Raw genomic sequence first — 17449 nt, 5'->3', positions numbered from 1 at the left:
CACAGGACCACTTCCTCATTTTAACGTCAATATGAAAAATCATCGATGATTTGCAAAATTGGAGATAACACCACAGATCGTGGTTGACGTGCATAATTTGCTATGACACGCTCATATCGTCGACCTTGGCCTCGATCCCCCAAATGGCTTCGGCATGGTCCGAATTCGCAAGGCAATGGTGTAGTTGATGAATAGTTTTGAGCGGCGCGAAGATGCACGGCTGGTCAGGGGCACAGGACGCTTCGTTGACGATGACCATTCGGTAAGTCATCTGCACCTTGTTTTTGTAAGATCACCTTACGCGCACGCGAATATTATTTCGATTGACCTTTCGGCTGCACTAGCAATGGAAGGTGTCGTTACCGCCTTCACGGGTGAAGACGTCAAGGCGCTGACGGTTCCGTATCAGGAATTCTCGCAAGGTCCGCTTGGGCCGATCATCGACTATGGCATTGCTGTCGAAACGGTGAAATTCCAAGGCGAGCCCGTGGTTTGCATCGTCGCGCGCTCACCCGAAATCGGGGTCGATGCAGGCGAGTTGGTGCATATCGAATACGAGCCGCTGCCAGTCGTCATCGATGTGGAAGATGCGATCACTGACAATGTGGTGATACATAAGGAGTCCGGTACGAATCTGGTCTGGGGCGGGAAATTCGACTGGGGTGACGTCGATGGAGCGTTCGCTTCAGCGGCCCACGTCGTCGAGATTGACAAGCTCTATTTCCATCGTTTCTCGAGCACGCCGCTCGAATGCTGCGGCGTTATCGCGCGATGGGATCGGGATGACGGAGTCGATTTTCTGACCGGTCTGATGCAGCCCGGTATCACACAGCAATACATTGCGCCTGTCCTCGGGCTGCCTCCGGAGAAGATCCGCATCAGGACACGCGATATCGGCGGGGCTTTCGGTGTCCGCCAGGGCATCTTCACTTACATGACCCTGGCGGCGATCGCCTCGCGCAAGGTTGGCGGTCGGTCGGTGAAGTGGGCGGAGACACGCAGCGAGCATCTCGTCAGCAGCTCACATGGCAGCGACCGTACTTTTCTGAACACACGCGTTGCGCTCGACGAAAACGGCGTCATCCTTGCTATCGACTCGAAGCATATAGACGACGGTGGTGCCTATCCGCGCTACGAGCCGTTGGGCGGCGTGATCTGGTCCCAGGTCGCGCCAGGCAATTATCGACTCCAGAACCTTCGTATCGACTTCAGCCAGGTGTCCACCAACAAGTGTCCCACCGGCTCCAATCGCGGTTACTCGCGTATGCAGCACATCTGGTTCCTTGAGCGCGTGGTGGACATCTGCGGTCATCAGCTGGGCATCCCTGCCGACGAGATTCGTCGGCGCAATTACGTTCCTGAAATGCCTTGGACGACGCCCAACGGCTGTGTCTACGACAGCGGCGACTATGCGAAAATGCTGGATTCCGCCAAGGCGCTTGTCGGATGGGACGAGTGGCATGCGAAGCAGAAGACGATGCGCGCCGAGGGTAAGCTGATCGGCATCGGCATCGGGACGACGCTCGATTCCGGCACCAACAATTTCGGCCAGTCCAAGATCATCACGCCCTATTCTCCCTTCTCCGGCAATTCGGAAGGAGCGGGGGTCCGTATTGACGGCGGGGGTATGGTGAACGTGGCGATGGGGTCGGTGCCGCAAGGCCAGAGCCACGAAACGGTGGCGGCCCAGGTGGTCGCTGCCGAACTGGGCATCCCGCTCGAATTCGTTCATGTCGAAAGCGGATTTGACACGCAGCGCGACGTTCACACGCCTTTTTCGGGCACCTATGCGAGCCAGTTCGTGGTCAGCTCGCTGTCGGCTGTTCATGGCGCGGTGGACAAGCTGAGGGCCGAATTGGTCGAGCTGGCTTCGATCGTAACGGGCAATGATGCCGCCGGACTCAAGGTCGGGACCGTCGACGGCCAGCCGGTGGTGATGACCGAAGACGGGTCGACCGCGCTCACCTTTAGGCAATTGTGGGCGCGCCTCTACCTGGAAGGCGGTACGCTGCCGAAGGAGGCGGGGCACCTCACGCTCGCCTGCAAGCACGTCTACCGTCCGCCCTTCGAGATTCCGGACCTGGATCGAAAATACGGCAACCTGACGCTGACCTATGCCGCGCAACTGCATGTCGTGGTCGTCGAGATCGATGAATTGACGTCGGCCGTGCGCATCCTGGACTATGCGGCGATGGACGATTGCGGACGAGTGATAAACCATACGATCGTGAGGGGGCAGGTCAATGGCGCCATCGCCCACGGCATTGGCGCGGCGCTGATGGAAAGCTTGCGCTACGACGAAAACGGCAATCTGCTTACGGCCACTTTCAGCGATTACACGCCTATCACCATCATGAACATGCCGCGGGTCAAGCTGGGCAACATGGAGTCGCCTTCGCCCTTCACGTACAACGGCGCCAAGGGCATGGGTGAGGGGGGCGGCTGTGCGCTGCATGCGCTGTCGTCCGCCCTTCAGGATGCCCTTGCGGGCAACGGAATTATCGTCCAGCGCTCGCATTATTCGCCGAGCGAACTTTACGACCTCATCGCGTCCCACATTGGGAGCGCTGTTGTGCGCAAGCATACGGCTGCCGTCGGCAGCGCATCCTCGGACCGCGCGGTTGAACAGCACGAAAACCAGCTACAATGAAGTCGGTACCGATGGCGTCTAGGGACGATCCTGGCTCGGACCAACTGGTCAATCTGCTGCGCGGCAACATCTTGCGCTGTGTGTTGAAGCCCGGGTCGCGGCTGGTGCTCGATGAACTAAAGGCACGCTTTGGCTTCGGAGCGAGCCCGCTTCGGGAAGCCCTTATGCAACTCGTTGCCGACGGTTTGGTGGTGTTCGAAGCCAACCGGGGATTTCGCGTGGCGTCCCTTTCAAAGGGCCATTTTGACGATGTCGCGCGCGTCCGCACGGCGCTCGACGTGACCGCAGTAACTTGGGCGCTCAAACACGGCTCGATCGAATGGGAGGTCAAGCTGGTGGGCGCGTTTCACCGCCTCGCCAGTCTGCGTAAGTCCTCCGATACGACAATGGAAGGTGAGTGGAGCGCGGCACACCGGTCATTCCACAGCGCGCTCGTTTCCGGATGCGAATCGCCAACGTTGCTGCAGCTTACGGCTTCCGTGTTCGACCATATCGAACGCTACATCGCGCTTTCGGTAACCCTCGAGGGAACGATCCGCGACGGCATGATGGAGCATGAAGCCATCATGAAGGCAGCCTTGGACCGAGACCTCACGAAAACGCTGGATCTTCTTCATGCCCACAATAGGCGCACCGAAGACACGGTAAACGCATATCTCCTCGAAAACGGTGGAGAATGATCGTGGCGCAAACGGACAAGGTGGCGATGAACTTTGGGGCAGCGCCGGCTCGCGCATCAGTCGCGCCTCGGAGTTCGTGATGCCACCGACCGGAATCACCGGCTAATACCGGACGGTCCGATATCGAGGGAAGAGCAGTGAAGGTCGCCGGAATCTGCCGATGGCCGTATGCGTTTCTGCGGGCCTTGTCGTTGTGATCACCGACTGGACCGCTGGCACCACATTCGCGTGTGCCTGGCGACTGCGCATCTCGGCTGTCCTCAACATGACCTTCCAAAGATTTTTGCGTCGATGGACGCCTTTGCGGCAGGTGTTTCGATCAACGCGTGAAACTCGGGATCGAGCCAAAGTTGGCCGTGATCGCGGTATGGGCAATGTGAGTTTGCCGTAAGGAGGACAGGAATGACAAGTTTTGACGCAATCCTCATAGGCGGCGGCCACAACGCGTTGGCCTGTGCCGCGCATCTCGCGCAACGCGGCTGGAAGGTTGGGGTGTTCGAGCGCAACGCGGTCTGCGGCGGCGCGGTGCGCACCGAGGAACTCACCCTTCCGGGCTATCGGCACGATCTCGGCGCGATGAACCTGAATCTTTTCGCCGGTTCTGCCTTCTACCGCGCCTATCAGGAGAAGCTCGTTGCGGCAGGTCTTGCCTTCGCGCCGGCATCGGATTGTTTCGCCAGTGTCTTCCCGAACGACAAATGGTTCGGCGTCAGCGCCGACCTAAACCGCAATCTGTCACGGCTCGCAAATCTCTCGCGCCGCGATGCCGAACAATGGCGCCGGCTCGCCGAGCGGTTCCCGAAAGACTCTGGGCCGCTCCTGCGTCTGCTTGGATCGCCAATGACGGTCCGGGGGCTGATGGCAACGGCGTGGGCAATTTGGCGCGCCAAAGGGGGGCGAGGTTCGTTCGAGATGTTGCGCTTCCTGCTCTCGTCCTCTCGCGAGTGGCTGGATCAAACCTTCGAAAGCCCGGAAGTGCGGGCAACCATGGCCGCCTGGGGCATGCATCTGGATTTTGCTCCAGACATTCCGGGCGGAGCGATTTTCCCTTATCTGGAATCCATGGCCAGCCAGGCTTTTGGATTGGTGCTGGGCAAAGGCGGCGCCGACACCATGATCAAAGCGATGGAAACGCTGATCATCTCGGCGGGAGGCGTCATCCGTACCAATGCCGATGTCGCGACGATCAGCGTCAGCGGCAACCGTGCGACCGGCGTTGTGCTTGCGTCTGGCGAGCAGGTGACGGCCTCCAAAGTCGTGATCGCCGGCGTCACGCCTTCCGCGCTGCTTGGATTGCTCGGCGGCAGTTCGGGCGATGCCGGCTTCGACCAGGCCATGGGTAAGTTCAGACATGCGCCAGGCACCCTGATGGTCCATCTCGCGACGAAGGACCTCCCGAATTGGCGCGCCAGCGAGGAGCTTCGCCGTTTTGCCTACGTGCACATCGCACCCTCGCTTGACCAAATGGCGCGAGTCTACCAGCAGGCGGTCGCCGGCATCATGCCTGCGGAGCCGGTGCTCGTGGTCGGTCAGACGACCGCGATCGACCCCGGCCGAGCTCCCGAAGGCAGTCACATCCTTTGGATCCAGGTGCGCATGCTTCCGAAGATCATCGAAGGCGACGAGGCCGGCGCCATCGATTCACGCGACTGGCGTCTGGCCAAGGAGGCCTACGCGGACCGCGTCGTTGCCATCATTGAAAAGCATGCACCTGGGTTCAGGGAAAGCATAGTGGCGCGCGCGGTTTTTTCGCCGCTCGACCTGCAGGCAATGAACGTCAACCTGGTTGGAGGCGACGGACTGGGCGGCAGCCATCATCTGGCGCAGAACTTCCTTTTTCGTCCGGCGGTGGGCCGCGCCAACGGCAGCACCCCCGTCCGCAATCTTCATCTGGTCGGCGCGTCCGTCTGGCCGGGTGCAGGCGTCGGCGCCGGATCCGGGTTTCTGCTGGCCCAGAACCTCGCCGGAAAGTGAGCGGAAGCACTCCCAACGAGGCCAATGGTTGTTGCATTCAACGCAAAGACCAAGTTTTCCAGCCGCATTGTCCGACCCCTTGGAACAACTAAGATTGCCGAAAAAGCAGCGTGTGGCATGGCTTTGGCCAAGGTCTCATCAGACAGGGCGCGATATCGGAAGGCTGCTTCGGTACGCAACAGCGACAGGGGAACCAAGATGCTAATCAGCAGACGAAAAGTGCTCGGCTACGGCGCGGGCGCGCTCGGTGCGGCAACGCTGGGTATGCCGAACATTGTTCGAGCCCAGTCAAGCGACCTCAAGATCGCCTATAACGTGAACCTTCCCTCCTGGGATCCGACAGCAGGTCCGTCTTCTGTCAACCCGACCATCCAGGGCCTCTATCAGTCTGTGTTCGACCAGATCATCCTGCAGAAGCCCGACCTGTCGCTTGACAAGGGGCTGATCACGCAATGGGGCTGGAGCGATGACCGCAAGAAGGTCATGATGACCATCCGCGATGGAGTGACGTGGCACGACGGGTCGCCGTTTACCGCCGAAGACCTTGCGTGGTCGCTCGACCGCGCGGGTAAGCCCGAGACGGGCAACCCGATTCAGTCGATCTGGAAGACGGCCACCAACTTCAAGACCGACGGCAACAAGGTCACTGGCGACGTGGTGACGTTTGACCCAACCTACTTCAAATGGATGTCGTTCCTCACCGGCTATGTGCTGCCGAAGGCTTACTATCAGAAGGTAGGACCGGAAGGCTTCGAGGCAAAGCCGATCGGAACCGGACCCTATATGGTCGACAAGTTCGAACGCAACGCTTTCATGCGGCTGAAGGCAAACCCTAATTACTGGGGCGGCAAGCCGGCTTTCCAGGATGTCACAATTCGGTTCGTGACCGACACGGCAAGCCGGGTAGCTGAGATCGAATCCGGATCGTCTCAGGTGACCCTCGAAGTTCCCTATGAGGAGTATGACCGGCTGATGGCCGCCGGCAATCTTGCCGGCTCGTGTACAAATGTCTCCGACATCGGGATGGTTTTCTTCCACGACATGGACGTGATGCTGGACGCCAATGTACGCAAGGCCGCCGTTATGGCGATCGACAAAAAGCTGTTGGTGGACCGGCTGCTGCGCGGCTACGGACGGCCGATTGATACACTACAGACGCCGGAATACGTGGGCTTCGATCCGTCCATCAAGGTAGAGCACAACCCGCAAAAGGCGAAGGAGCTGCTCGCCTCTTCAGGCTATTCCCCTGAAAAGCCGGCAAAATTCGCCATTCAGACGACCAAGGGCTTCAAGCCGAAAGACTATGAGATGATCCAGGCGATCGTCGGCATGTGGCGCAACGTCGGCATCGAGGCGACGATTGAAGTCTACGAAGTCGCCAAGCATTTCGAACTGCGCGAGGCGCACAAGCTGGCGCCAGCCGCCTTCTACAACTGGGGTAATTCGATGGGCGATCCGTCTAGCTCGACTGGCTTTGCCATGTTCGGTCCGAGCCCGGGCTCGTCATGGAAAACGGCAGATCTCGATGCGAAGATCGGGCCGCTCTGGGGTGAGATGGACGAGGCCAAACGCATCGCCGGCTGGAAAGCGGTCGACAAATACATCGCCGAACAGGCCTATGTGCTGCCGCTTGTTCAATACGCCCAGCCGATCCTGCATTCGAAAAAGGTGAATGTCGTACCGCATGTTTCCGGCGCGCTCCTCCCGGCGCTCATGACGCCGGCGACTTAGGCCGCCGGTGTCATGAGCTTTGCGTGTCGGCTGGCTTGAAGCCCCTCCCTGATGGGGGGGCAACCTGCTCGGCTATGCATGGCGCTTCTGAAGCAGCCATATCCCTATTACCTCTCTGGACTGTCCAACATGATCCTGAACCGACTGGTTCTTCGGCTGCTAACGATCGCAGCCACACTTTTGGGCGTCGCCGTCGTGGTCTTCGTCATTATCCGCGTCGCGCCCGGCGACCCGATCTCGATGATGCTTCCGCCCGGTGCGACCGATGCCGACATTGCCCGGCTGCGCGCGCTCTACGGGCTCGATAAGACCATTGTGCAACAGTTCTTCATCTGGCTGTCCGGCGTTTTGCACGGCAACTTCGGCACATCGATCTCCTTGCGCCAGGATGTCATGACGCTGGTGCTCTCCAGGCTCCCGGCGACGCTTGAACTGTCGACGTTTGCACTACTGATCGCGCTGCTGATCGGCGTGCCTCTCGCTGTTCTTGGCACGCGCGAGCAGGGCACCGCTGCGGAGGGGGCGATCGATGTTGCCAACGGCGCGGTGATGTCCATACCCGATTTCTTGTGGGGACTGGTGCTGATCCTGCTGTTCGGCGTTCTGGCCCCGATCTTCTACATATCCGGTCGGGTCTCGCCGGATCTCAATCTGCAGTTTTCGACGCAGTTCTATCTGCTCGAGAGCATCGTGCGGCTGCGCTTCGACGTGACGCGGGATCTGATGGGCCACATGGTCCTGCCGGCACTGGCGCTGGCGCTGCCGCTGGCGGCAGTCATTTCGCGGCTGCTGAAGATGTCGCTCAAGGAGGTGATCACGCTCGACTACGTGACGCTCGCCCGGGTGAAGGGATTTTCGGAAACGCAGGTCATCCTGCGCGAGGCGCTGAAGAACGCCGCGCTGCCGACGCTGACGCTGGTTGGCGTGCAGTTCACCTTCCTCATCGGCGGCACGGTCATCGTCGAAAGGTTGTTTTCTTATGAGGGCCTCGGCAACATGGCGATCGATGCCGTCATCAACCGCGACCTGCCGCTGATCCAGGGCATCGTGCTGATCTTCGCGCTGCTGTTCGTGCTGATCAACCTTGCCGTTGACATGATGTATGCGATGCTCAATCCGAGGCTGCGCCATGGATGATAGCCGCATCTCAAGACACGGCTCGGGCGCGAAGCTGTGGCTGGCCGGCTGCTGGCTGCTGCTGGCGCTGCTGGCCGCGATCTTCGCACCGCTGGTCGCGCCGCAGGACCCGCTGGCGCAGGATCTGATGCTCCAGCGTCTGCCGCCATTCTGGATGAGCGGCACTGAGCCCGGCTATTGGCTGGGCACCGACAGCCTCGGCCGCGATCTGCTTTCCCGGCTGATCTTTGGCGGCCGCATCGCTTTCATCGTCGCTTTCGCGGCTGCCATCGCCGCATGCCTGGTCGGCTCGACGCTCGGGTTGGTCGCCGGTTATTTCGGCGGCTGGGCCGACCGCATCATCTCGCGCATCGTCGATGTCTGGATGGCGTTTCCGCCGGTGCTGTTCGCCATCCTGCTGGTCGCCGTGCTCGGCACCGGCCTGAGCTCCGTCATCCTCGCCATCGCCATCATCGACTGGACGCGTTTCTGCCGGGTGATCCGCGCCGAGACCATGGGCCAGTCGCGCATGGACTATGTCGAGAATGCCCGCATCGCCGGCTACGGCCGCATCGGTATCATGCTGCGCGAAGTGCTGCCCAATGTGGTGCCGTCGATCGTGGCGCTGCTGTCGCTGGAAATGGGCATCGCCGTCATCGTCGAAGCCATCCTGTCCTTCGTCAATCTGTCGATCTCGACCGACGATCCGACCTGGGGCAGCATCATCGCCGAGGGCCGGCTGTCGATCCATCAGGCCTGGTGGGTGCTGGTATTTCCGCTGATCACGCTGATTCTGACCGTGCTGTCATTCAGCCAGTTCGGCGAAGCCCTGAAGGCACGTTTCGATCCGGTGTTGCGATGAGTTTAGCCGTCAAACCCTGCCTCGATATCCGAGACTTGAGCGCCGTGCTGCCGAACGGGCAGCGCGTGTTACGCTCGGTCTCTCTCTCCGTCCAGCCCGGCGAGGTCCGCGCGCTGGTCGGAGAGAGCGGCGCCGGCAAGACGATGATCGGCAAGGGGGTGCTTGGCGTGCTGCCGCCGAGCGTGCGCATCGTCGAAGGCGACATGCTGCTCGAGGGCGAGGACCTCGGCCGGCTACAGCCCAAGGCGCGACGCACGCTGATCGGCGCACGCACCGCATTGATCCCACAGGATCCGCTGACGGCGCTCAATCCGTCGCGGCGCATCGGCCCGCAGATGACCGACCGGCTGGTGCGCATTCTGGGCTGGAACGGGCAAAAGGCCGATACCCGCATTCGCCAATTGCTCGACGAGGTACAGATTCGCGACCCGGACCGTGTGCTGAAAAGCTATCCGCACGAGCTCTCCGGCGGCATGCGGCAGCGCGTGCTGATCGCCGCCGCTTTCGCCGCCGAGCCCCGGCTGATCGTCGCCGACGAGCCGACGACGGCGCTCGACGTCACCGTGCAGAAACAGATTCTGCGGCTGATCGCCGAGTTGCAGCGCGAGCACGGCACGGCGATCCTGTTTGTTACCCACGATCTCGGCGTCGTGGCCAAGATCAGCCAGAAGGTGTCGGTGCTCTACGCCGGCAAGGTGGTGGAGGAGGCCGACACTACCGCCCTGTTCGCAGCACCGCAGCATCCATACACGCGAGCGCTGATGGCCGCCACGCCGCGCTACACCGATCCTTACGCTTCGCTGAAGCCCGTGGACGAGGCGGTACTGGCCGGGCTTGCTGCCGAGATCAGTGCTGCAGACCAGGCCTGGAGGCGCCCGCATGGCTGAGCCGCTGTTTTCCGTACGTGGGCTGAAGGTTGCGCTGCCCGACATGACGCGCAAACCACTGTTTGGCCGGGCGCCGTTGGCGGAGATCCTGAAGGGGCTGGATTTCGACCTGCCGAGGGGCTCGGTGACCGGCATCGTCGGTGAATCCGGCTCCGGCAAGTCCACACTTGGCCGCGCTTTGGTGCGGTTGCTGGAGCCGAGCGCCGGCAGCGTCACTTTCGATGGCCGTGATATCACGCATCTGCCGGAAGCGGAACTGCGGCCGTTGCGCCGCAATCTGCAAATGATCTTCCAGGATCCGATGTCGTCGCTCAACCCGCGCCGCACCATTGCCAGCATCATCGCCGCCCCGCTCAAGCAGAACGGGCTTGGCGACAGGCTCAAGGAGCGCGTCGCCGAAGCGCTGCACAGGGTCGGCTTGCCGCAAAGCTTTGCCAGCCGCTATCGCCACGAACTGTCGGGCGGTCAGCGCCAGCGCGTCGGCATTGCCCGCGCCCTGGCGCTGTCGCCGAAATTCGTGCTGGCCGACGAGATCGTCTCCGGCCTCGACGTCTCGACCCAAGCGCAGATCCTGACGCTCTTGGAAAAGCTCGCGGCCGAGATGGGTCTGACCGTCGCCTTCATCAGCCATGATCTGTCGGTGATCCGGCGGCTGTGCAAGCAAGTGATCGTCATGCGCGAGGGCGTGATCGTCGAGGCCAGCGCGACGGACGCCTTGTTCGACAAGCCGCAGCAGGCCTACACGCGCGACCTGCTTGCCGCCATTCCGCTGCCCGAGATTGACCCGGACTGGCTGCGGCCGCCGGCGGAAGCCCAGGCATGAATCCGACCGCACGCCGAACAGCGGGCTTCGGACGTGCGCCATGACAATCGAGCCTGATAACGGAGGGTGACATGAAAATCGCAATCGCCAGCACGATATTTGCCATCGGCCTGACTGGCTCGATGGCAGCGGCTTCGGCGGATTCAATGCCCGGCATGCGGGGACACGATCACACTGGCATCACGGTTCCCGACATGAAGCAGGCCGTCGACTTCTTCACAGAGGTGGTCGGCTGCAAGAAGGCGATGTCGTTCGGCCCGTTTTCCGATGATAAGGGCACTTTCATGCAGGATCTGGCCGGCGTTGACCCGAAAGCGGTTATCGCACAGATCACGCAACTGCGCTGCGGCTACGGATCCAACATCGAGCTGTTCAAATACACGGCCCCCGACCAGAAGGACCTTCATGCCAAGAACAGCGACATAGGCGGCTTCCACATCGCTTTCTATGTCGACGATGTCGCGGCAGTGAAAGCCTATCTACAGGCTAAGGGCGTAGCGACGCGTCTCGGGCCGCTGCCGGTCAAGGACGGCCCCGCGGCAGGGCAGACCATTATCTATTTCCAGGCGCCTTGGGGACTGCAATTGGAAGCGATCAGCTATCCAAAGGGCATGGCTTACGAGAAGGGTGCGGAGACCGTGCTATGGAGCCCGAAGAACCCTGCTGAATGAGCCAGTCTTGCGGGTGACGGCTGACGGACATGGTTGCCGGAGAACCGAATGACGTGCGATTGAAGAATGTCGACAGCCAATGGATTATCCAAGTCGTAGAAAATGGAAAAGTAACTAGGCATCCTTTCAAAACTCAGGCCGCTGCCGAGAGCTATGCTGAGCTCCAGCGTATCAAGCTCGGCCTGCCTGGAAAGCCACCTATCTGGGAAGATGCTCGATGAGCTCTGAAGAAGACTTCGCTAATCATAGGGCAGAAGCGGCACCAAATTGAACCTTGGGGTGACACCGCCGGCGGCGCTGGAGGGAGGCGCACTTTCGATCCAAGCAGGTCATCATGGGACATGACCGTCGACGGCTACTCCGAACGCGCCGCCTTCGACGAAATGCGCAGGCAATGAACTCGGCTTGTCGGGCTGCATCGACCGAAGTGATCAGCGGGGTTGGCGGTGGGCTGTGGCTGGGCCGACGCACGCCGCCTTCTTCCACGAAGGTGATGAAATCCGTTACCGATCAAGGAAAGCCAGGCGTTCCGCGCCTGCGGCCTCAACTCGCCAGGGCAGGCCGTGACGGTGCGTATCCAAGACTGCATCAGCGAGCTGGGCAGCCCTGGGAGAAGAATGTGGATCGCATGTCAGGGGGCGGACGCGTTGCGTAGCAGGTGTTCGAGCGTATCGATCAGGGCGAGCGCGCTCGCCGGCAGACGGCGACCGCTTCGTTTGATGATCTGCACACGGCTCGCCTGCAGCAGGGGGTCATCGATGGGTACGGCGACGAGGTCGCCTTTGGTCAGATGCTCCGGCACCGACGTTACCGACAGGACAGTAGCGCCGAGATTGGCAACCACGCAGTCGAGGATCGTCTGGATCGAATTGCTTGTCATCATAACGGGTATCCGGCGCCCCGTCTGTTCCTGAATTTCGGCCAGTTGTTGACGAACGCCGAACCCGATGTCGGGAAGGATAATCCTGTGGCCGGTGAGCTCATCCAACGAAATGCTGGGGCGCCCCGCGAGCGCGTGTTCAGGCCGGCAGATCAGGCAGGTAGGCTGTGAGAAAGAGCTAATGACCCGCACCCTCGGGTCGCCGGTCGGCCCCATGACGACACCGAAATAACATTCATCCTCAGCCACCAGCGGGATGATTTCCCGCGAAGACAGGCTGCGAACCGAAATCGAAATCTGAGAATAACGTTTTGAAAAACTTGCCAGCGCCTCGGCGAAGATCGTCCGCAACAATCCAGTCCCGATCGCCACGTCGAGATGGCCGCTGCGCAGGCCCTTCAGGTCGTCAAGTTCCGTGAGCAGGGTCTCTCGCTGTGAAGCTCGATCGCGGTAGTATTCCAGAACACGCGCCCCGGCCGCCGTGAGGCGCACGACGTGACGCCCTCGCTCGATAAGTTCGATCCCGAGCTCTTCCTCCAGGCTGGCTATGTGCCGACTGATTGAGGAAGGGGCAATGTCCAACGATTCGCTGGCCGCGCGCATCGTGCCGAGCCTGTAGGCTCGATACAGATAATCGATGCGTTCATCCTTGAACTCCCGCGATGTCTTGCTCTCAAGGGAGATATCGGACTTTGCGCCTGTGCTCTTCGTCGGCTTCAGTGTTTTCTCCTAACGCTGCAATTCAGCTGGCGTGCCCTTGTTACTTAGCAGTTTTGCCGCCGAAGAAATCCTTGAATGACGCCGCGCCCCTCGCAACCAAGCCAGGCTGGACAGCGACCGCGCCTCCCGGAGATCCGCCGAGTGCGTTTTGGGCAGCCTGCGCAAGCGATTTGATTTGCCGATTCGCCAAGGGGATGAGGATGCCCTGCGCCAACGACGCGAGTTTGCCGCTAACGATCGCTTCGACCCCCCAATTGACGCGGCTGCCGACTTCGAGCGGCTCGATCTCAAATGTCATCTTGGCGTCCATCACGCCCAATGCATGACGGCCACTCAATTGATACTTGACGAATTTCGGGCGCTCGGCGCTAACACGCTTGGTGTGGACATCTGATTTTCCGCGGATTTGTGGCACACCGACTTCCAGGGTCACTGTGAATTCGGTTTCGGACGTCTTGGTGAGCCCCTTGAAGTAGGGAAGGATCGGCGCGAACTTGTCCGGGTCGATTATGAAATCATAGACTGCTTCGGGCTCGGCTGCGGCCTCGAATTGCCCATCGAGATTGACGTTCATTATTAGTTCTTTCCCATCTGGGATGCAGCAAGTACTGCATCGACTATTGGCGTGTAGCCCGTGCAACGGCACGTGTTGCCGGCGAGACCCTTGCGAACGGCCGCTTCATCAGGGCTGGGATTCTCGGCAAGCAGCGAGGTGGCTGAGATCAGGAAGCCGGGCGTACAAAAGCCGCATTGCAGCGCGTGATTTTCGGAAAAGCACTTCTGGAGGATGCTGAGCGTGCCGTCCTTGGCGGCCAGTCCCTCCACCGTGCGAACCGTCTTGCCGTCGGCCTGGACAGCCAACAACGTGCAAGATTTGGCCGCACGCCCGTCCAGGAGAACCGTGCAAGCGCCGCAATAGCTGGTGTCGCAGCCAATATGGGTGCCGGTCAGTTCAAGGGAATGCCGGAGGAATTCGACCAACAGCATCCGGGGCTCGACTTGCGCTTCGATGGCCTTGCCATTGACGGTGAGCCGGATTGTCTTCTTGTGCGCGTTCATGGCGTGCGGACTATCCATAGTAGTGGTGGGTATCCCTGACCTCGATGCCGGCTCGCCGGCGTGCGATGACGTCGAATGCGCGAATGACGAGACCGCGTGCCAGATTGCGCTTATAGGCTCCCGAACCCTTGTTGTCGGAAAGCGGCTCAACGAATTGTGATGCCGCGTCGCCGATCCGCTTCGCAAGTGCCTCGTCGAACACCTTGCCGATGGCGAATTCGTTGGCCGCGTCGAACGGCAGGGCGGTGAGACCCATGCAGCCGAATCCGATTCTCAGCGAACGGACAATGTCACCATCCATATTGACCTGGAGGGCGCAGCTGGCGGTCGGATAGGCCGGCGCCGAGCGCTTGAAGGCAACGAAGGTTCCGAACCCGTCGAGCGATTCACGCGGAATAGCGATACGCGTGATGATCTCGCCCATGGCGAGCGCGGGCGTATAGGCGTCCGCCAGCAGAGTGCGGATCGGCTGCACGCGGGTGCCCTCGGAGCCCTCGCAGAGTGCGACGGCATCGAGGGTCGTCAGCAGGGCCGGCCAGCAGGCGCAGGGATCCGCCTCGGCGATGCTCCCGCCGATTGTGCCCATGTTGCGGACCTGGACGTCCGCGATGCCCAGTGCGCAGTCCTGAATGATGGGAAAGGTCTTGGCCGCCTCTGACTTGCCGGCCACCCCATGCCGCGTGAGCGCGCCGATCTCGATCAGGTCGTCGCCGAGCGTCACCTCGTCTGCGCCTTGGATACCGGTGAGATCGATAAGGAGTTTCGGCGCGAGAAGCCGGAGCTTCATCATCGGAATCAGAGTCTGGCCACCGGCCATCAACTTGGCGTCGGACCCTCCGTCTATCAGCGCAGCGGAGGCTTCCGAGAAGCTTGCCACTTTGATGTAGTCGAAACGGCTTGGATACATGCGCGACCTCTGTCACCTGTTTGGCGGCGATTTAGCCATCGAACAGCCCGGGTATCAATGCAGCCACGTGTCTTGTTGGTTGCGCCGGCCGCAATGCGAATGAATGCGAATTGCGCAACAAATTGTCCGGACGCCGGCATCGAATGCCCGGTCTGGCCTGTCGTATATCCAATCCAGGACACGACGATGCCGTGGCCAACTTATGACAACGCTGGGACTTTTGTAATGACGCTAGCGCCGGATGGCCTCGATCTCGGCCCGATCGGGGATGAGATCATTTTTGAAAACAGCCAGGTCCGGGTATGGAGCCTGGAGCTGGCTCCGGGCCAACTTCAGCGCTGGCACGAACATCACCACACCTACCTCGTCATCCCGATCACGGCAGGCGAGAACGTGATGGAGTTCGTCAGCGGCCGCGTCGTGAACACACATGAGCAGCCGGGCCAGGCGCTTTACCGGCAGCCGGGCGAGCCGCACCAACTGCGCAATACGAGCACCTTCCACTATCGAAATGTCCTGGTCGAACTCCTCGATCAGCCGAAGGCCGCCGTCTAGGTGATCCCGCAAAACAAACGAAAAACGGAAACAGCAAATGGCGAGTTCTGACGCAACCATTCCAGGCATGCCAAACGGCATGCCTTCACTCGAAGAACTGCTTGTGAACACCAACGAGATGGAATGGCGGGCGAAATCGTTGCCCGGCGTTTTTGAAAAGATGCTCTGGCGCGATGAAGCAACCGGCGCCTCGGTTGCCCTCATCAAATTCGCCAAAGGCGCCAGCATTCCTTCGCCGCACATGCACGCTTCGAACCAGATGATGTTCTGCCTGTCTGGGCATTACGAATACACGTCGACCGGCGTGACGCTGAGGGCGGGCTCCTTCTACCTCAACCCCAAGGGCAATGTGCACGGCCCGACGCTCGCTCATGAAGAGACGGTCGTCGTGGAGATCTATGACGGCCCTCATTATCCGAAGATGCCGGACTGGTACACGGACGAGCAGGACGCACGATGACCAAGCACCGGGTGCCTGTCGCCGATCTCGTCGCGTTCGCAGCGTCGCTGTTCGCCACGAAGGGCGTGCGGCCCGACGATGCCCGCTACGTATCGCAATGCCTTGTGTTGGCGGATCAGGAGGGTGTGCCGTCCCATGGCGTCATGCTCGTGCCGATGTATCTGTCGCGGCTAGAGGGGGGCTCGGTCGATGCCAGGTCACAAGGCCAGGTGGTCTCACGCAAAGGCGGCGTTGCCGTCGTCGATGCGGAAAACGGGCTGGGGCAGTTGACCTCGCGAACGGCTATCGCTCTGGCGCTGGAAGGCGCCCGCGGGCATGGCCTCGGTGCGGTCGCGGTCAGGCGCGGCTTCCACTTCGGCACGGCCGGGCATTGGGCGAGCGAACTTGCTCGGGCAGGCTGCATCGGCATCGTCCTTTCCAACACGCGTCCGCTAATGCCGGGTGTTGGCGGCACCGAGCCACTCGTGGGTAACAACCCGCTGGCAATCGCGGTCCCTGCTCCAGATGAGCCGGTCGTCCTCGATATGGCGTTGAGTGCTGCTGCGATGGGCAAAATCAGAATCGCCGCCGCTGCCGGCCGCGCCATTCCCGGGGATTGGGCAACCGACAAGAACGGCGTTCCCACCACCGATCCCGCCGCCGCCATCGAGGGAATGCTGCTGCCCGCAGCCGGTCCGAAAGGCTTTGGGCTGGCGGTGATGATTGATCTGCTTGCTGGCGGCCTTTCGTCCGGCGGCGTGGGCTCCGCGATCAAGCCTTTGTATGGCGATCCAGGCCAACCATATGACTGCGCGCATTTCTTCCTTGCAATCCAGGTCGATGCGTTCCGGTCGCAAGCGTCTTTCGAGGGACTGGTCAGCGAGGTGGTGCAGCGCATCCGGACCTCGCGCCCGGTTGACCCTGCTTCTCCTGTCATGGCGCCGGGCGATCCCGCCAGCAATGCGCGGCAGCTTGCCGAAAAGGACTGTCCGGTTGATCCGGCGACGCTGCGCAACCTTGAACAGGCGGCTCAGCGAGCCAACGTGCCATTTCCGTTTTCCATTCCAACCTAGCGAGGCCGACATGCCCAAGAAATCCATCACATCCAGCAAGCTGGCAGTTCCGAACGGCCATTTTTCGCAGGCCAGCATCGCGGAAGCCAAGGGCAAGCTGCTGTTCATCTCCGGCATGACTGCTCGCAAGGCAGACGGCACAATCGCAGGCATCGGCGACGTTTCGATCCAGACGCGCCAGGTTCTCGATAACGTCAAGGCGGCCGTGGAAGAGGCCGGCGGCACGCTGGAGGACATCTGCCGGGTAGACGTCTATGTCCGCAACATCGAGCATTTTGACGCTATCCATAAGGTACGCCGCGAATATTTTCCGAACGAGGCCCCTGCGTCGACAATGGTTGAGGTCAGCAAGATGGTGAAGCCCGAATATCTGATCGAGATCAGCGCCATCGCTGTACTTTACTAATCGGAGTTGATCCTCA

General features: G+C 60.9%; 17 protein-coding genes. 13 read left to right on the top strand and 4 right to left on the bottom strand.

From position 1 onward, the window contains the following. Positions 1-187: 187 nt before the first annotated feature. From AC1DXU_RS13550 to AC1DXU_RS13510, 9 genes are all read left to right on the top strand, one after another. Positions 188-2650 carry a xanthine dehydrogenase family protein molybdopterin-binding subunit gene (locus AC1DXU_RS13550; protein WP_477369176.1) on the top strand — a complete coding sequence of 821 codons (2463 nt, stop codon included), beginning with the start codon at positions 188-190 and terminating at the stop codon, positions 2648-2650. Further along, positions 2647-3330: a GntR family transcriptional regulator gene (locus AC1DXU_RS13545; RefSeq protein WP_477369174.1), complete on the top strand. Its 684-nt coding sequence runs from the start codon at positions 2647-2649 to the stop codon at positions 3328-3330. Before AC1DXU_RS13550 ends, AC1DXU_RS13545 begins: the two co-directional genes overlap by 4 nt. A gap of 402 nt (positions 3331-3732) precedes the next feature. Further along, positions 3733-5304: a phytoene desaturase family protein gene (locus AC1DXU_RS13540; RefSeq protein ID WP_477369172.1), complete on the top strand. Its 1572-nt coding sequence runs from the start codon at positions 3733-3735 to the stop codon at positions 5302-5304. 198 nt (positions 5305-5502) lie between these two features. Continuing rightward, positions 5503-7035 carry an ABC transporter substrate-binding protein gene (locus AC1DXU_RS13535; RefSeq protein WP_477369170.1) on the top strand — a complete coding sequence of 511 codons (1533 nt, stop codon included), beginning with the start codon at positions 5503-5505 and terminating at the stop codon, positions 7033-7035. A 129-nt stretch (positions 7036-7164) separates the two neighbouring features. Further along, positions 7165-8172, top strand: a complete 1008-nt coding sequence (locus AC1DXU_RS13530) for an ABC transporter permease (protein ID WP_477369168.1) — start codon at positions 7165-7167, stop codon at positions 8170-8172. Then, a complete protein-coding gene (locus AC1DXU_RS13525) occupies positions 8165-9013 on the top strand; it encodes an ABC transporter permease (RefSeq protein ID WP_477369166.1) in 849 nt (282 codons plus the stop codon). Before AC1DXU_RS13530 ends, AC1DXU_RS13525 begins: the two co-directional genes overlap by 8 nt. After that, a complete protein-coding gene (locus AC1DXU_RS13520; RefSeq protein ID WP_477369164.1) occupies positions 9010-9900 on the top strand; it encodes an ABC transporter ATP-binding protein in 891 nt (296 codons plus the stop codon). Before AC1DXU_RS13525 ends, AC1DXU_RS13520 begins: the two co-directional genes overlap by 4 nt. Further along, complete coding sequence (locus AC1DXU_RS13515) at positions 9893-10723, top strand: ATP-binding cassette domain-containing protein (protein WP_477369162.1); 831 nt, start codon at positions 9893-9895, stop codon at positions 10721-10723. Before AC1DXU_RS13520 ends, AC1DXU_RS13515 begins: the two co-directional genes overlap by 8 nt. Before the next feature lie 71 nt (positions 10724-10794). Beyond that, positions 10795-11394 (top strand): VOC family protein, encoded by a 600-nt coding sequence (locus tag AC1DXU_RS13510; protein WP_477369160.1) that lies wholly within the window; start codon positions 10795-10797, stop codon positions 11392-11394. Positions 11395-12025: 631 nt separating this feature from the next. Here the strand turns inward: AC1DXU_RS13510 and AC1DXU_RS13505 are convergent. From AC1DXU_RS13505 to AC1DXU_RS13490, 4 genes are all read right to left on the bottom strand, one after another. After that, positions 12026-12904, bottom strand: coding sequence for a LysR substrate-binding domain-containing protein (locus AC1DXU_RS13505; protein WP_477370341.1), 879 nt, complete (start codon positions 12902-12904; stop codon positions 12026-12028). A 130-nt stretch (positions 12905-13034) separates the two neighbouring features. Next, positions 13035-13568, bottom strand: a complete 534-nt coding sequence (locus AC1DXU_RS13500) for a CoxG family protein (protein ID WP_477369158.1) — start codon at positions 13566-13568, stop codon at positions 13035-13037. Positions 13569-13570: 2 nt separating this feature from the next. Beyond that, positions 13571-14053, bottom strand: a complete 483-nt coding sequence (locus tag AC1DXU_RS13495) for a (2Fe-2S)-binding protein (RefSeq protein ID WP_477369156.1) — start codon at positions 14051-14053, stop codon at positions 13571-13573. 10 nt (positions 14054-14063) lie between these two features. Then, a complete protein-coding gene (locus tag AC1DXU_RS13490; protein WP_477369154.1) occupies positions 14064-14960 on the bottom strand; it encodes an FAD binding domain-containing protein in 897 nt (298 codons plus the stop codon). A 225-nt stretch (positions 14961-15185) separates the two neighbouring features. On the opposite strand from AC1DXU_RS13490, the gene AC1DXU_RS13485 reads away from it, so the two are divergent. Genes AC1DXU_RS13485 through AC1DXU_RS13470 form a run of 4 tightly spaced genes read left to right on the top strand, consistent with a single transcriptional unit; the run spans position 15186 to position 17433 of the window. After that, positions 15186-15515, top strand: coding sequence for a cupin domain-containing protein (locus tag AC1DXU_RS13485; RefSeq protein ID WP_477369152.1), 330 nt, complete (start codon positions 15186-15188; stop codon positions 15513-15515). A gap of 37 nt (positions 15516-15552) precedes the next feature. Further along, a complete protein-coding gene (locus AC1DXU_RS13480; protein WP_206532350.1) occupies positions 15553-15975 on the top strand; it encodes a cupin domain-containing protein in 423 nt (140 codons plus the stop codon). Next, on the top strand, positions 15972-17027 hold the full coding sequence (locus tag AC1DXU_RS13475) for an Ldh family oxidoreductase (protein WP_477369150.1): 1056 nt from the start codon (positions 15972-15974) through the stop codon (positions 17025-17027). Before AC1DXU_RS13480 ends, AC1DXU_RS13475 begins: the two co-directional genes overlap by 4 nt. A 10-nt stretch (positions 17028-17037) precedes the next feature. Continuing rightward, the gene (locus tag AC1DXU_RS13470; protein WP_127262684.1) at positions 17038-17433 is read left to right on the top strand and encodes a RidA family protein; all 396 of its coding nucleotides are present in this window, start codon (positions 17038-17040) and stop codon (positions 17431-17433) included. The last annotated feature ends 16 nt before the right edge of the window (positions 17434-17449 follow it).

This window comes from Mesorhizobium sp. P3_A10 (assembly GCF_056403175.1).
Note: the sequence above shows the minus strand (reverse complement) of the source record. Positions and strands in the feature narration are given on the sequence as shown.